This is a genomic window from Pseudomonas sp. SMV71 (assembly GCF_052042015.1).
In the GTDB taxonomy this organism is placed as follows: Bacteria; Pseudomonadota; Gammaproteobacteria; order Pseudomonadales; family Pseudomonadaceae; genus Aquipseudomonas.
In genome coordinates this window covers 1-15386 of the sequence record NZ_JBKGGU010000029.1, presented here as the reverse complement: position 1 = coordinate 15386, position 15386 = coordinate 1, and the positions used below count along the sequence as shown (strand labels likewise).

At 62.0% G+C, this 15386-nt stretch carries 12 protein-coding genes; 2 read left to right on the top strand and 10 right to left on the bottom strand.

Going from position 1 to position 15386, the window contains the following annotated elements:
* Positions 1–134: 134 nt before the first annotated feature.
* Positions 135–1136 carry a zinc-dependent alcohol dehydrogenase family protein gene (locus tag ACLEJQ_RS23600; RefSeq protein ID WP_440798976.1) on the bottom strand — a complete coding sequence of 334 codons (1002 nt, stop codon included), beginning with the start codon at positions 1134–1136 and terminating at the stop codon, positions 135–137.
* Positions 1137–1243: 107 nt separating this feature from the next.
* Here ACLEJQ_RS23600 and ACLEJQ_RS23595 point away from each other — a divergent pair, with 107 nt between their 5' ends.
* The gene (locus tag ACLEJQ_RS23595; protein ID WP_440798974.1) at positions 1244–2134 is read left to right on the top strand and encodes a LysR family transcriptional regulator; all 891 of its coding nucleotides are present in this window, start codon (positions 1244–1246) and stop codon (positions 2132–2134) included.
* A 25-nt stretch (positions 2135–2159) separates the two neighbouring features.
* On the opposite strand, the gene ACLEJQ_RS23590 is transcribed toward ACLEJQ_RS23595, so the two are convergent.
* The 3 genes from ACLEJQ_RS23590 to ACLEJQ_RS23580 all read right to left on the bottom strand — a co-directional run bounded on the left by ACLEJQ_RS23590 (position 2160) and on the right by ACLEJQ_RS23580 (position 4410).
* Positions 2160–3473 (bottom strand): MFS transporter, encoded by a 1314-nt coding sequence (locus ACLEJQ_RS23590; RefSeq protein WP_440798972.1) that lies wholly within the window; start codon positions 3471–3473, stop codon positions 2160–2162.
* A gap of 38 nt (positions 3474–3511) precedes the next feature.
* Positions 3512–3685 (bottom strand): hypothetical protein, encoded by a 174-nt coding sequence (locus tag ACLEJQ_RS23585; RefSeq protein ID WP_440798970.1) that lies wholly within the window; start codon positions 3683–3685, stop codon positions 3512–3514.
* 164 nt (positions 3686–3849) lie between these two features.
* Positions 3850–4410 (bottom strand): YbhB/YbcL family Raf kinase inhibitor-like protein, encoded by a 561-nt coding sequence (locus tag ACLEJQ_RS23580; RefSeq protein ID WP_440798968.1) that lies wholly within the window; start codon positions 4408–4410, stop codon positions 3850–3852.
* A gap of 138 nt (positions 4411–4548) precedes the next feature.
* Here ACLEJQ_RS23580 and ACLEJQ_RS23575 point away from each other — a divergent pair, with 138 nt between their 5' ends.
* On the top strand, positions 4549–6081 hold the full coding sequence (locus ACLEJQ_RS23575; RefSeq protein ID WP_440798966.1) for an FAD-dependent oxidoreductase: 1533 nt from the start codon (positions 4549–4551) through the stop codon (positions 6079–6081).
* Positions 6082–6266: 185 nt separating this feature from the next.
* On the opposite strand, the gene pgaD is transcribed toward ACLEJQ_RS23575, so the two are convergent.
* The 6 genes from pgaD to ACLEJQ_RS23545 all read right to left on the bottom strand — a co-directional run bounded on the left by pgaD (position 6267) and on the right by ACLEJQ_RS23545 (position 15146).
* Positions 6267–6764: a poly-beta-1,6-N-acetyl-D-glucosamine biosynthesis protein PgaD gene (gene pgaD / locus ACLEJQ_RS23570; protein ID WP_440798964.1), complete on the bottom strand. Its 498-nt coding sequence runs from the start codon at positions 6762–6764 to the stop codon at positions 6267–6269.
* Positions 6761–8116 (bottom strand): poly-beta-1,6-N-acetyl-D-glucosamine synthase, encoded by a 1356-nt coding sequence (gene pgaC, locus ACLEJQ_RS23565; protein ID WP_440798962.1) that lies wholly within the window; start codon positions 8114–8116, stop codon positions 6761–6763. Before pgaC ends, pgaD begins: the two co-directional genes overlap by 4 nt.
* A 1-nt stretch (position 8117) precedes the next feature.
* A complete protein-coding gene (pgaB, locus tag ACLEJQ_RS23560; protein ID WP_440798960.1) occupies positions 8118–10115 on the bottom strand; it encodes a poly-beta-1,6-N-acetyl-D-glucosamine N-deacetylase PgaB in 1998 nt (665 codons plus the stop codon).
* A gap of 12 nt (positions 10116–10127) precedes the next feature.
* Positions 10128–12608, bottom strand: coding sequence for a poly-beta-1,6 N-acetyl-D-glucosamine export porin PgaA (pgaA, locus tag ACLEJQ_RS23555; RefSeq protein ID WP_440798958.1), 2481 nt, complete (start codon positions 12606–12608; stop codon positions 10128–10130).
* 240 nt (positions 12609–12848) lie between these two features.
* Positions 12849–14354: a YdgA family protein gene (locus tag ACLEJQ_RS23550; RefSeq protein ID WP_440798956.1), complete on the bottom strand. Its 1506-nt coding sequence runs from the start codon at positions 14352–14354 to the stop codon at positions 12849–12851.
* A gap of 156 nt (positions 14355–14510) precedes the next feature.
* The gene (locus ACLEJQ_RS23545) at positions 14511–15146 is read right to left on the bottom strand and encodes an NADH:ubiquinone oxidoreductase subunit N (RefSeq protein WP_440798954.1); all 636 of its coding nucleotides are present in this window, start codon (positions 15144–15146) and stop codon (positions 14511–14513) included.
* Positions 15147–15386 lie beyond the last annotated feature (240 nt).

Below are 15386 nucleotides of genomic sequence, written 5' to 3'. Positions count from 1 at the left end.
CGACCGGAACTTTTTTTTCATGGACTTAAAAAACCGAGCCTGGCCACTCAAGGAGGCCAGGCGGTTCAGGCAGATAGACTAGCGGGACGGAATGGCCCGCAGATCATCGGCAATGGCCAGGCAATCATCGCAACTCACGACCCAACGATTTCCACCACCGTTTTTCCTTCGCCACGCCCCTTGGCTACCAGGTCGAACGCCTCGTTGACGTCTGCCAGACCAAACCGGTGCCGGTCGACCTTGATCCGTAATTGCCCGGCTTCGACCAGAGTCGCCGCCTCCCGCAAGATCTGGCCGTGGTGCTCGCGGCCCTTGCCGGTCAACAGTGGCATCAAGGTAAACACCCCGGAATAACTCGCGCCCCGGAACGACAATGGCGCCAGGCTGTGCTGGCCCCAGCCAAGGCAACTCAAGACGTGACCGGTATAGGTCTTCACCGCATTGAATGAAGCATCCAGGGTCGAACCGCCTACGGTGTCATAGACAATGTCGAAACCCTCGCCAGCGGTGTGCAGGCGCACGTAGCTCTCGACATCCTGGGCCCGGTAATCGATGGCGATCGCCCCCAGTTCACGGATGAAGTCCAGGCTGGTGGCCGAACCCGTGGCATACACATCGGCACTACGAGCCTTGGCGATCTGCACGGCCATCTGGCCGACACCGCCGGCGCCGCCGTGGATCAGCACTCGCTGGCCAGCTCGTACGTTGGCGCGATCCACCAAACCTTCCCAGGCCGTAATGAACACCAGCGGCAACGCCGCTGCTTCGCGCATGCTCAAGGAGCGGGGCTTGAGCGCGATCAAACGCGCATCGACGGCGATGTATTCGGCCAGGGCGCCTTGAGCCCCGCCGATCCCGCCGGCCATGCCAAATACCTCATCGCCTGGGGCGAAGTCGTCTACCCCTTTGCCCAACTCGACCACCGTCCCGGCCAGATCGATACCCAGCACTGCCGGTAGCGGCTGGCGGGCATGGGCGCCGCCTCCGGTCGCGATCTTGGTATCAAGCGGATTGATGCCAGCGGCATGCACCTTGATCAGGACCTGCCCTTGACCGGGAACAGGTCTTGAGAGATGGCGGATAACCAGCGGAGCCTGGGCGGTCTCGGCAACGGCGGCGAACATAGTGTGGGTCATGACGGCAAACCTCCAATGAGTGGGTAGGTTCATATTGCGAGTCATGGCGCATTCCGATAAGTAAGCAACAATGGATAGGATTTATTCCAAACGAAGGCCAAATCCCTATGGATCTGTTCGAGGCAATGCAGGTATTCGTGCGGGTGGTCGAGCGTGGCTCGTTCTCGGCTGTCGCCAGGGAGATGAACCTGGGCCAACCGGCGGTGAGCAAGCAGATCCGCGCATTGGAGCGACAACTTGGCGGAGCATTGCTTGCCCGTAGCACCCGGCAACTCGCGTTGACCGACCAAGGCCAGCGCTTCTACGTCGAAAGCAAGGAAATCCTCGCCAGCCTGGACAGCGCCCGGCTCAATTTTGCCAGCGGCCAGGAAGCGATTGCCGGGCCCCTGCGCGTTGCGGCGCCCGTGAGTTTCGGGCGATTGTGCATCGCACCGTTGATCGGTGATTTCCTGGCGCGCCACCCGAAGGTCCTGATCGACCTGAGGCTGAGCGATCACAATGAGGATCTACTCAAGGAAAACATCGACGTCGCCATTCGTATCGGCGCGGTGAAAAACGAAGGGCTGGTGGCTGTTTCCCTCGGCGACAGCCCTCGCCAGGTATATGCCTCCCCGGTTTACCTGCAACAACACGGCACGCCGCTTGAGCCGGCCGATCTGGCCGGGCATAACTGCCTGGGCTTCACGTTGTTGGAGCATTACGACGTCTGGCGATTTGAGCGCGAGGGCGCCCAGCATCGGGTGAACATCAAGGGTAATGTCACCAGCAACAGCAGCGAGGCCATCCGGGAGATGGTGCTCAGCGGGCTGGGGATTTCACTCTCGCCGCAGTGGTTGTTCGCCGCCGATCTGCGCCAGGGAGCCGTATCCGCCCTGCTGCTCGATTACCAGCCGGCGGCCCTGCCCATCAGCGCGGTGTTCAACCACGACCGAAGGCGCTCGGCCCGAACCCGTGCGTTTGTCGACTTCCTGCGCGAACGCCTGGCCCATCAGACCTGACCGGGTACGAGGCTATACAGCCAGGTCAAGACTCGCAGGCCAATGAAGGCTGCGCTGCTTTTGTGTGGCGGACTGGAAAATACAGCGCCGCCCCTACCCCGACTGCCCCCATCACCACGCAGTACCCCACGCACACCCACGGACTCCAAGGCACCAGCGCAATCAACACCAGCGGCGTCATGCTCGCCCACAGTGCATAGGCAATGTTGTAGGTGAACGAGATGCCGGACACGCGGATCTTTGGCGGGAACAGGTTGACCATCACCGACGGCACCGCGCCGACCACGCCGCAGCCCAGGCCGGCCACGGCGTAGGCCAGGCCCAGCCAGGCGCCGCCGCTGATCAGGCTGGCATAGAGCAGCGCAATGCCCACCGGCAGCAGCAGGCTGTAGAGCAGGACGGTGCGCCATGCGCCGATACGGTCGACAATCAGGCCGGCCAGGACGCAGCCAATGTTCAAGAAGACAATGCCCAGGCTGCTCAGGGCGAAGGTGTGGCCGGGGCTCATGCCGAAGCTTTTCTGCATCACGGTCGGGGTGATGACCACGAATACCACCACGGCGGAGGTCAGTACGCAGGTCAGGATGACGGCAGGCAGCAAGGCGTGTCGGTAATCTCGCAGGACGGTGCGCAGCGGCAGCTCGGCGGCGCCTTCGCGATTGGCGTGCAGCGCCATGAAAATCGGAGTTTCGCTCAGCCAGCGGCGCAACCAGACGCCGATCACACCAAACACCCCGCCCAGCAGGAACGGCAGGCGCCAGGCGTAATCGAGGATTTCCCCAGGCGTGTAGATCCGCGCCAGCGCGGTTGCGGTCAAGGCGCCCAGCAAATAACCAAAGGTCAGGCCAGCCTGGAGAAAACCCAGGGCGTAGCCCCGGTGATGCAACGGTGCATGTTCAGCCACGAATACCCAGGCGCTGGGCACCTCGCCGCCTACCGCCGCGCCCTGGAGGATGCGCAACGCCAAAAGCAGCAGCGGGGCGAAATAGCCGATCTGGGCATAGGTCGGCATCACACCGATGAGCAGGCAGGGCAAGGCCATCATCAGGATACTCAGGCTGAACACTCGCTTGCGCCCCAGGCGATCGGCGAAGTGCGCCATGAGGATGCCGCCCAGTGGCCGGGCCAGGTAACCGGTGGCGAAAATCCCGAAGCTTTGCAGCAAGCGCAGCCAATCGGGCATTTCCGGAGGGAAGAACAACTGACTGAGGGTCAGGGCAAAGAAGACGAAGATGATGAAATCGTAGATCTCCAGCGCGCCGCCCAGGGCAGCGAGGCCCAGGGTTTTGTAATCGGAGCGGCTGAATCGGTCGCCTGGCAGATGGGTTTTGGCAGTCATGGGCAGATGGGCAGATGAAGTTGAAGGAGGGCCACGACTCAGCCGTCGCGGTCGTTATCCACAGGCTCGGCCGGTGGTTGGCCTGGCTCGGCATCTTCGGCCGCGTCGGCAGGCAGGTAATCCTTACGGCTTCGGGCAATGGCCCGGCGGATCTCGTCACCCTTGGTGGGGCAGTTCAGGAGGCGGGCAATGCCGTCGGGTTTCTGCGTCATCGTCATCCTCCGGCATGAGTGAACAGGGGCTCGATAGTGCTCGCTTTTGACGCGTGATGCCAATGGTGTGGTTGGGGTTGCCGGACAACCTGGCGGGAGCAAGCTCCCTCGCCACGGGGATTTGTGGGGGCAGGAGTCCGCGCCAGCCCTTGCCCACCGGTTTCTCAACGGTGGTAGCGGCGAACAACGCTGCTGTTGCGCAATACGTGGCCTTTGATCTTTTCCATCAGCTGGGCGCGGGTCAGGCCGGCCGGCAAGGCTTCCGGCGGCAAGTCCAGGGCGAAAAGCTGGATCAGGTAGTGATGGGCGCTGTCACCAATAGGCGGACATGGACCGATGTAGCCGTGGGTGTCCTTGCTATTGATACCGCTCATGCCTTCCAGGGAGGACTTAGTGCCCGCCCCCGCCGGAATCTGCCGAGTGCTGGCCTTGATCCCATAATGCACCCAGTGATCGACACCCTGACCGCGCTGGCCGTCCGGGTCGAGCATGACGATGGCATAACTGAGCGTACCGGGCGGGCCGGCGTTCCAACTCAGCGCCGGGGAAATATTCTTGCCGCCACAATTGTTGGCGTCACTGGCAGCCGCCGCGGTGAACAGGCGGTCGTCCGACACGCCAGGAATGTTGAGGGTGAAACGGTCCTCGGCCCGGGCGGCCCCTTGTGCACAGAGCACCAGGGCAACGGCTGCCAGCCAGGGGACGAGAGAGTTCAATCGGGTCATACCGGGCACCTTATGTGGATCAGGCCATGGACGGCCTGCGAACTATAGCCGCAGCGCCCACCCGGTTGCAGTGACAATTACGCTGAACCTCGTTCCGAACCATCGACTCCAACGGGAAACGCCTGACGGAGATCGACCATGCCTATGCATAACGTCGCCCGCTTCGCTGATGTGCGCGAGGACCGCGGCCTTGAAGTGAGCATCAACGACACCTCCATCGTACTGCTGCGTGCAGGCGGTCAAGTGCGGGCCTTCCAGGGTAAGTGCCCACATGCCGGCGCGCCACTGGCCAAGGGCGCGGTGTGTCACGGACGGCTGATCTGCCCTTGGCACAAGGCCGGCTTCCGCGCCGAAGACGGCGCCCTGTGCGAGCCCCCGGCCCTCGACAGTCTGCAGCGCTATCACGTCGAGGTGCGCGGCGAGGATGTCTGGGTCGATGACCAACCACTACCAGCGCAGAAAATCCCCCAGGCCGACGATCCGCGCACGTTTGTCATCATCGGGGCGGGCGCGGCCGGCACCGCGTGTGCCGCGGCGTTGCGCGATAAAGGCTTCGGCGGGCGGGTCCAGCTGATCGACCGCGAAACCGAGGCCGGGTACGACCGCACGGTGCTGAGCAAATATGTGTTGGCCGGCGACATGGCGGTCGACGAGACGCCGCCGCTGCGCGATGAAAGTTATTTCACCCGACAACGCATCGAAAGGGTCCGTGGCGAAGTCACGCGGCTGGACCCCAACGCCCGGCGAATCCGACTCGCCGACGGCCAGGACCTGAGCTACAACGCACTGCTCATCGCCACCGGCGCAGTGCCCAGGATGCCGGACCTGCCTGGCATCGATTTGCCGCAGGTCTTCGTGCTGCGCTCGATCGCCCACACCCGGCGGATCCTTGCCAAGGCCCGACCGGGGCAGCGGGCAGTCCTCATCGGCGACAGCTTCATCGCCATGGAGGCAGCCTCGGCCTTGCGCAAACGCGATCTGAGCGTGACCGTCCTGGCCCGCCATCCGGTACCGTTCGCCGCCCAGTTCGGTGAGAACGTCGGTCAGGCCATTCTGGCTCGGCATCGGGCCAACGGTGTGGTTTATCACACCGACGGTGAAGCGGCGCGGATCGAGGGCACCGGCAAGGTCGAAGCGGTGGTGCTGGATAACGGCCAACGCTTTGCTGCGGACCTTGTCATCGTCGGCATTGGCGTGCGCCCGGCCACCGAGCCGTTTGCGGACTTGCCACGGGAGCAGGACGAATCGCTGGCGACCGACGCCGGCATGCGCGTGACCGATGGTGTATGGGCCGTCGGTGATATCGCGACCTTCCCGCTCAACGGCCAGCCCCGGCGAATCGAGCACTGGCGCCTGGCCCAGCAGCAAGCGCGCATCGCCGCCGCGAACATGCTCGGGGGTGATGAGCATTACCTGGACGTGCCGTTTTTCTGGACCTATCACTTCGGCAAACGCTACGACTACCTCGGTCACGCCGAGCATTGGGACGAGGTGCAGTTCAAGGGCACGCCGGAGCATCCGCCCTTTATCGCCCTGTTGGGCAAAGAAGGCCTGGTCGCGGCCGCCGTGGCCTGCGATGAAGGCCGGGCCATGGCGGCACTGGCCCAGCGCATGAAACAGCCGTTGCCGATGGATCAGGCCTGGCGTTTGGTTCGGGATTTCTCATCGTAGATCTGTCCCCCAAATCCCCTGTGGGAGCGAGCTTGCTCGCGATAGCGGTGGGTCAGTCACTTTCAATGTGGCCAACAGGACGCCTTCGCGAGCAAGCTCGCTCCCACAGGGGATAGGGGCTGTTGCAGATATCATGTTCGATGCAGATCAAAATGTGGGAGCGGGCTTGCTCGCGAAGATCGCACCTACACATCCGCGGGCAGGTGAATGACTCGTGGACGCTCTAACGGCGCCAGCGGCGGGGGCTGCATTTCAGGACTGAGCACATGGAAATGCGGCACCACGTGGCTGATGTCACCCTCCTGATTGTTGTGGATAATCTTCGAGCCGGGTTGGCGCAAGGTGTCCAGGCGCCCATCGGTCAATTTAAAGCTTTCGCTCAAGCCTTGATCATCCACTACCGGCGCGGGCAGTCGGCGCTGGGCGAAGCTGCGGCTCTTGCGTTGCTGATAACGCGCCCAGGCGATCAGTACCACTGCGTTGACCAGTGCCACCCAGCCGTAGATCTGCAAGGTGCCGAGGGTCTCGAACGCCGAGCCGCCGAGCCGCGGGCCGGCATGGCTATCGAACAACGGCCACAAGCCGTTGATCAGCAGGTACAACAGGCCGATCCATGCGAACACGGTGAACAGCACATCGATGACCACCAGAAAAGGTCGTTGGCGGGTCCTGATAATTTTCATCCGATCACTTCCTCTTCCTGATCATCGATCGGCTTGATGCCGCGATCCGGGCTGATCCAACGCGCCCGTTTCTGATGCTGCCCGAACAGCACTTTGGGAAAACTCACCAGGGTGGTGAACAGACTGATCAGCCAGAACACCAGCGGATACCAGACCACCCAGAACATGATGTGCCATAGGCCTTTTTCGTAGCGACGGTCGATCAGGATGCTCACCGCGAACTGCATCAGGCACACCGCCGCCAACAACAATCCGGTGAAGGCCGGTGGCATCAGATGGTCGACCGCGATGGCCGCCGGCATCTCGACGAACTTGCCCGTGCCCCAGAAAATCACCGACAACAGGAAGGTGAACGCCCAGCCGGTGGACAAGCAGTACTCGAACAACAGCGGCCACAGGTAGCGATGGCGGTATTGCCAGATGCCACGGATGTTCTTGAACAACACTTCGGCGCCGCCCTGGGCCCAACGCAGCCGCTGCCGCCACAGGCCGCGCAGGGTTTCGGGCATCAGGATCCAGCACAACGCCCGGGGTTCGTAGAAGATGCTCCAGTGGTCCAATTGCAGCTTCCAGCTGATGTCGATGTCTTCGGTGATCATGTCCGGGCTCCAGTAGCCGACCCGATGCAGGGCGGTGCGGCGGAACGCGACGATCACGCCGGAGACGGTGAAGATCCGTCCGAACACCCGCTGGGTGCGCTTGATCAGGCCGATGATCGAAGAAAACTCGCCGACCTGGACCCGCCCCACCAGCGTCGAACGGGTGCGGATGCGCGGGTTGCCGGTCACCGCGCCGAGGCGGGCGTTGTCGAGCATGGGGGCTACCAGATAGGCGCAGGTATTGGGTGCCAGCAGCGCGTCACCGTCGATGCACACCAGGTATTCGCTGCGTGCGGCGATGGCACCCATGCGCAGGGCCACCGCCTTGCCCTGATTTTCCGCGAGGTGCAGTACGCGAAGGCGCGGGTCATGGGCCGCCAACTGGTCGAGCACCTGGGCGGTGTTGTCCTTGGAGCCATCATTGATCGCAATGACTTCGATATTCGGGTAATGCTGGCCCAGCGCTGCATGGATGGTGTCGGCGACGTTGTCGCCCTCGTTGAAACACGGGACCAGGATGCTGATCAGCGGCTCGCCGGCCAGGGACGGCGGCAGCGTGTCGTCCTTCCACGGCCAGTGGCGTTCCCAGTGCAGCCAGAAGTACAGGCCACCGGCGATCCACAGCCCGGACATGAACAGCGGGTAAAAGAACACGAAGTCCATCAGGAATTGCCCAGTGACCAGGAAGATCAGGCCCAGGGGCACCCCAAGGACGATCGCCAGCACCAGCAGGGCGAGCAGTCTGTCGAGCATGTCAAGGATTCCACTTGTTGGAGAGCGCCGGCCGCACGGTCTTGACGGCAGGCTGGTCGTCGATGAAGTTGTCCGGGTAGTAGCCGAAACTGGTCACGCCCTTACGCTTGAGGCGCCCCATCCAATCGGCCAGTCGTTCGCCGTCGATGTCGCGGGCCGGTTGGCTGTCCCAATCCCGCGCCTGCAATTCGAACACCGTGCGCTTGAGCGCACCGGGACGAGCCTTGACGGTGTCCACCAGGCGCTCAAGCCAAGGGCCGGATTGCTCCAGAGGCTGTTTTTCCATCAACGGCATGGCCATCGGTGCCGTCCAGTCGTAGGCACCGAGGAAGTCGTCGAGATTCTGGGCGAACCAGGCTTCGCTTTCGGGATTGAGCATCGGCTCGGCGAAGATATTGCGCGCCGTCAGCACTTGCGGGCCGCGAATCGCCCTGACCTTGGCGGTCAACTCATGGGTGAAGTCGATCAGGTAGCGACTCTTGAAACGGGTCCAGCGCTGCATCGTCGCCGGGTCGTCGCGCAGGGCCGCAATGGACGTGGGCAGACCGTGGGCGGCATAGACTTTCAGGGCGGCGGGACTGGCGTCCTCGAAGTCGGAAAACACCGCGTCGTCATGATAGAGAACGCCGTCCAACGAGCTCATCCGCGCCAGGTCTTCGTAGATTTCGCCGATGACCTTGCGCACGTTCGGATCGAACGGCGACAGGCGCACGTACTGGTCGGGGGCGACACCGATCTTGCCGGTTCGCGGGTCCCAACGCTGTACCCGCGAAAGCTTGGCGTCGAGGGCGAAACTGAGCACCGGCATCCAGGCATAGACCTTGGCGTTGGCCCGGGTGCGCAATTGCCACGCCACCCGGTCGAACAGATCGGCCCGTACGGGCAGGTGACGGTTGGGGAAGTACAGCGAATGCACCAGGCCGTCGCCTTGCGGATCAGCGAAGGCCTGCAGGAACACGGTATTAGCGCCCAGGTCGGAAATGCGCTGGATCAGTTTGCCGACGTTGGCTTCCTGCTGCACCGGATCCGGATCATAGACGTAATCCAGATCGACGTGGACGACGCGCATCGGGTCCATCGTCTGCACGGAGACGATGCTCTCGGCAAAGTGCGCGCCATCCGGATCGGAAGCCACCAGAAAGCGTGGGCCACTCATCAGGTTATCGAGGCTGTCGAGGCCGTCCTCCAGGGTGAGGGCCATCTGGTAGCCTTCGCTGCCGATGACCTGCAACGCCGTGCCGTCGGCTTCGCCGTAAGGCCAGACCCAGACACGCGGACTGTATCCGGCGACCTTGCGGATTTTCGCGGAAATGGCCGCGACATCCTGGCGCAGGCGCGCTTGGAAATCCGCCTCGGTTTCGTAGCGGCCGGTGGCCGGATCGTAGCGCCGGGTGGTCGCCGCAGGCTGCTGGTTGCCCTGGGGATTGGCGAGTATGCCTTTGTGGTTGGCATCGGTGTGAGCGGCGATTTCCACCAGGCCCGAGTGGGCAACCTCACGAACCTGCTCCCAGGTCAGGAACTCGGAGCGTTTGCGCGGCACACCGGCGAAATCCACGGTCTGGTTCTGCGGCGTATCGACCCAACTGCCGACCGGGGCCAGGATCGCCGGCCAGTTATAGGCGCGCAAGATCGGCATCACCCGGGTGTAAAAGCTTGAATAGCCGTCGTCGAAACTCAACAGCACCGCGCGCGGCGGCAAATCCGGGCCACCGTTGCGGGCAGCGATGATCTGGTCCACGGTGACCGGCTGGTAATGGTTTTCCCGCAGCCACGCCAATTGCTCGATCAGCCGTTCGGTGCGCACGGCCACCAGTGCCTGGTCCGGGTCAAGATCTTCGACATCGTGGTAGGCAATGCCGAGTACATGGTTCTTCGGCCACGGTGCCTCGTTAGCCGCTACAGGACGCTCCGAGGGCGGCGTGAACGCCGGGGCTTGCTGGGCGCACGCGCTGATCAGCAAGACCCCCAGCAGCAGAATGAATCGCGAAATGACGGGCATCTTCAAACTCTTCTAGAAGCGGTAGGTGAGGTCGACAAGCAAGCGCAGATCGCTTTCGCGATCGCCGTCGTAAGGGCGATTGAGCCAACTCAGCGCGGCGCCGGCCTCGAGCACGTCGTTCCAGAGGACGCGTTGCCCGTAGCCGAGCAGTCCCATGGCGCCAGTACCGTGGTCGCGCTGGCTGTAGCTGCCGGCACCGATCTGGAATTGCTGGCTCCAGGTGGTTTCGTAGCGGCGATGCAGTACGTGGTTCGCGCTAACCGTGGGCATGACACTGAAGTCCGACTTGGGATTGAAGTAGGGCACCTCGTCGGACCCGCTGTTGCGGCTGGCGCCCACTTCCAGACCCAGTTCCACTTGCAGGCGCGGCGCGCTGTAAAGGCCTTCACGGCCCGTCAGCAGGGTCTCGAGGCGGTTGTTGCCGTCGCTGAAATGGGACGGGCTGACGGCCAGCCGCCACTCGCGACTTTCGTTGGCGCGCCAGCGCACGAAACCGCTACCGCCATTGGCCCGGATGCCGCTGTTGAGTGCCCGCAACGGGGTGTTGGCCGAGAGGTAATCCAGGCTGCCGCCGTACTGCCAGTGGTCGTTGATGTCCCGGGCCACGGCCACGCGGGCGCCTTGCTTGTCGCCGGAACCGTAAGCGTGATTGGAGACCTCGGCCTCCAGCGTCATGTCCCGCGTGCGGCGCTCCACCCCGAGGCGCTGCCAGCGGTGATGGCCAGTGCCCTCTTCAAAGTCACCGGTGGCGTAGCCTGCGCCGCCGAACAGCCGCCAGTCCTCGTCGACGGGAGGGCTGTAGAGCAACGTTTCGATACCGAAATCCCGGCTGCCAGTGACCGCGCCGGCGTCGCCGTTGCCGCCGCCATAGCTTTTCCCGGTGTAGGCTTCGATGCGCAGTTCGGCCATATCGTGTACGTCGCGCTGGCGTTGCAGGCGTTTGACATGGGCATTTTCCGGGTAACGGGCGACCACGTCATCGGTCAGGGCATCCAGTTGCCGCCATTCCTGCAAGTCCATCGCGGCACGGGCCTGGGCAATTTCCAGGTCGCGGTTGCGCGGGATCGTGGCCTCGACTTCCTTGAGCAGGCTTTCCGAGCGGCGCGGCCAGTCCCGGGCCTGGTAGAGATCGGCCTGGGCCAGGCGCATGCCGGTGTTGCCGGGGCCTTGAGCGACGAGCGCTTGCAGGCGAGTCTCGGCAGAAGGCAGATCGGCGCCATAGGTACCGGCTTGGGCGGCGAGCTGCTGGGCATCCATCCATTCATCGTTGGGGTTGCCGATCGGCAGGCCCTTGAGTTCGATACGCGGGCGCTGGGACTTGGCCATGTCTTCGGCCAGCGCTCGTGCCTCTTCGGACTTTTCGCTTTCCAGCAGTGCGTAGTAGAGCGCGGTGTTGTCTTCGAAGCGATCAGCCGGGTCGGCATCCGGCGCCGTCAACACCCGACGGTACAGATCGACAGCGATTTCCGGCTCCCGCTGCTCCAGGTAGGAAGACGCCACCCAGCGCAGGGCATAGGTCGGGATGCTCACGCCTTCGGCGATCAGTTTCTGGTATTCGGCAATGACCTCAGCCCGACGCGCGCGGGCGTTGAGGGCGCCCATGCGATCGATACGCCAGCGCAGCACGTCGCCGTGGGCCTCCTCCACGGGCGTCCAGGTAGCGAGCAATTTGTCGTAATCGGCCAGGGCACGGTCGGCAATGACGAAGCGCTCCTGTTCGCTACGGCTGGCCATGTCCGACAGACGAACTCGTTCGGCGGCAACGTCGCCTTCCAATCGTCGTTGTACGCCACGATCGATCAGCCCTGGCTTTAGACGCGCCAGGCGCAGCGCTGGCTCGGGCAACCTGGCCCGTTGCAAAGCGATGACATATTCGCGTGCCACCTCAGGCTGATTGCCGGCGCGGTAAAACGCCTGGTCATATTCGAACAGCGCTTCGTGAGGGCTGTTGGCGCGCGTCAGGGCGTAGCCTAGCGCCATACGCCGCATCGGGTCTGCCGGCTTGGCGGCTACCAGGGCCCGGGCGCGGCTGACGGCTTCGTCGGGCTTGCCAGCATCGGCCTGGGTCAAGGCGAGGCCCAGTTGCAGGTCTGGATTTCGCGAATCGATCAGCAATGCCTGGCGATACAGTTCGGCTGCCGAATCCCAGCGCTTGAGGTTGCGATAGGCGCGGGCCGTTGCTGCCAATGCCTGCACCGGCAGGTCGCGATGGCGTCCTTGGGTTTCATAAACTTGGACCACCTCGGCATCGAGGCCGGCCCAGCTGGCGATCTGCAAATGGTCGCTGGTCTGCGCAGCGCTCGCCTGAGCGCTCGGCACTTTGCGCAGTGCGCTCAAGGCCGGCGTGTAATGGCCAGCGCGGGCATCAAGCACCATCTGGTCATAAGCAGTGTCCGCCATCGCCAGCGCCGGCCAGCACAATTGGCTGCACAGCGCGGCGCGAAACAGCGGGCGCAGACCACGTTGAATAAAGGGACCCACAGTACGCGGCATTCGTCAGTATCCTTACATGGCCAGCCGGGTCGCAGTGCCGCCTTGCCCATCAAACAGGAAGCCGGATCATGGAGTCCGGCCAAGCTCTAATGGGCTTAGTCTTGCACTCTCGGACAGGTCATCTTTCGGAACGCAATAATTCTTCAGAATCTCTTCAGATTTGGTGGGGGGAAAACGACGGGCATAAAAAAACCCGGCCAGTGCATCGCACGGACCGGGTTTGGGTGTTGCCTGGACAAGTTACTGGATGGCGACGCCCCCACCCAGTTTGTTCATCACAAACTGCGAGAATTGCTCGACGGTCATTTTCTGGCCATTGAAGTCGACCTGATTGTTGGCGTAGTGCAATTTGGTGACAACATCATTGCCTTCCAGGGTCGCCAGTTGAGTACCGACGGCCATGGCGCTGAACATATCGCTGGTGGCAGTGGCCTGATCGGCGATCAGCTTGGCGTCGGTCTGGCCTTCCATCTGTGCTTGCACGGTCATCAGGTCCACCAGCATCGGCTTGGAAACCTTGAGGTTGAAATCCAGCAGGGCGAGCAGCTGACGGGCCAGCTCATCCGGCGGCAGGTCCATGGACTGCGGCTTGGCCAGGTCAACGACCAGGTTGGCGCGGCTTTCGCCGTTGGCAGTATTGAACGACAGATTTTCCAGGGCGATCTGAGGAGCGCCAGCCAGGAGTTTTTCCAGATCAGCCTTGACCTGTGCTTCTTCGGCTTCGGTCAGGTTCAACTCTGGAGCGGGCTCGCCGGCGGCAGCGGCCTCGGCTGCGGCTTTTTCGTAAGGTTGCAGTTTGGTCTGGTAAATTTGCATCAACGACATCGTGGCAGGGATATCGAGATTTTTCAGGCTTACCGCCATCTGCGCAGAACCGATCACTTTGTCGTTGAACGCCAATTCACCGATCTTGTAGTCGGCACGTCCCGAAGCGCTAGTACCGTTCTCGGAGCTGTTGTTCTTCATCTCGAAGTTCTTCAGGCTCAATACCGACTTGGGCTCACCAAACGTGGCCTTGGTATTGCTCAGCAGCACGGTGTTATCACCCATGTAGTAACCATAGGTGCTCTTGCTCAGGTTGCTGGCCAGGGTCAGGCCATTGACTTCAACCTGCACTGGAGTCTGTTCTTCCGAAACGGTGGTGATCTTGAAGCTGTCCATATAGCCGTCGGCCTTGACCTTCTGCCCTTGGGCGCTGGCGGCCAGGTCGACTTTCAAGCCGGAGAACGTCAGTTGGGATTGCTCATCCAGCTTGGTGTCCAGCGGCAGCAGCTCGTAGGTACCATTGATGGATTCGTCATAACCCAGGTTGGTGATACCTTTGAGCGGCGATTTGCCATCGGTGGCGGCAAACCATTTATCGGTCAGCGGGTTGCGCTCAAGCTCGGTGTGACTGGTTGCCATGACTGGCAGCCACTTGAGCGTTACCAAGCGCGAGAATGGCAGCGGGCCGTGTTCGATGCGGTCAACGAGCAGCAGCTCAACCGGCTCGCCACCGAACATCTCGCCTTCACCTTTGAGGCGGTAGTGAGCAGTACTGCTGAATGTGCCACGCTCCAGGGAAATCAGCTCCAGGCTGGATGTGCTGTTGGAGCCGGCCAAGGCTACTTGCATCTGTTTGTTGCTATCGGCAATAGCGTCTTTCAACACTCCTTCGAGTTTGGTGCCGGTGTACCACGCGCCACCCGCGCTGATTGCACCGACCGCCACTACGATTCCCAGGAGTACGCTTGCTGATTTATTCATGAGTGACCCGATTGATATCCATGGTTGAAGAAAGCCGTCGTCTTCCCTGACCCGCAAGGGGTGTGGCTCGACGCCGTAAAGTGGGGCGAGATTACCATCAGGCACACCCGCACGCCCAATGTTTAAAGGGGGGAAAACGTTTTCTTGAGAGGTGGTCTACGAATATTCGACTTCTATCTCATCGAGCTGGTGGTCGAAAGTCTTGAGTCGAGCGGTCCAGGTGTACACCAGCACCTCGAAATCACGATTGATCACCGCCGAACCCGGTGAATCCGCACGTGAATCGCAAAAGTCCAGTTGGTAACGCTCTCGGGCCATGGCATTAGCCACATCGCATAGCTCACGGGCGTTGTTCAGCCAGTGCCAACCATCCTGGGTTACTTGCTTGTCCAAGGCTGCACATTGGGTTTTCAGGGCCTCAAGGCTTTTTTCTAACGGCGTACCGGTGAGTTCCCCCATGACTTCCTGGAACGTACGACCCGGCTGCCAATAACTGCCCCAGAAATAACGATCAAAGACTGTTTCGACCCTCCGCAAAGCCACCTTGGTATCCCAGATCAGCACCAGGGTCTTGCCTTGTTCGAGGTGTTTTTTCTTGATGCGTTGGCCTTGAAGTGTCGCGCAAGCCACGACCGCGATGGATATCACCCCGATCAAGGCGGCTGCGCTGTCCAGGAACAGCAATGCCCTGTCGATCTGGTGAGTGAGCATCACGCCGTAGAAATAGGTGGCCGAAAGCAAGATCAGCGCTGCAATGGCGCACCAGAAGCCGGGAGCATAAGGGTTTTTCATTATTGGAATCCCCATGACCAGTGACGTCGCAGGCTCCTCTGTTCACCAGTGCCCCGACTACCAAAGCATAGCAATGGCGTCACGGTTTGCCGCAGAGTTCCATCAATCAGAGGTGCGATCCGATTACCGGCCCAAAACGACAAAACCCCTGTCTGCTGAGGCAGACAGGGGTTCTGGGAATTCAATCTTGACGATGACCTACTCTCACATGGGGAAACCCCACACTACCATCGGCGATGC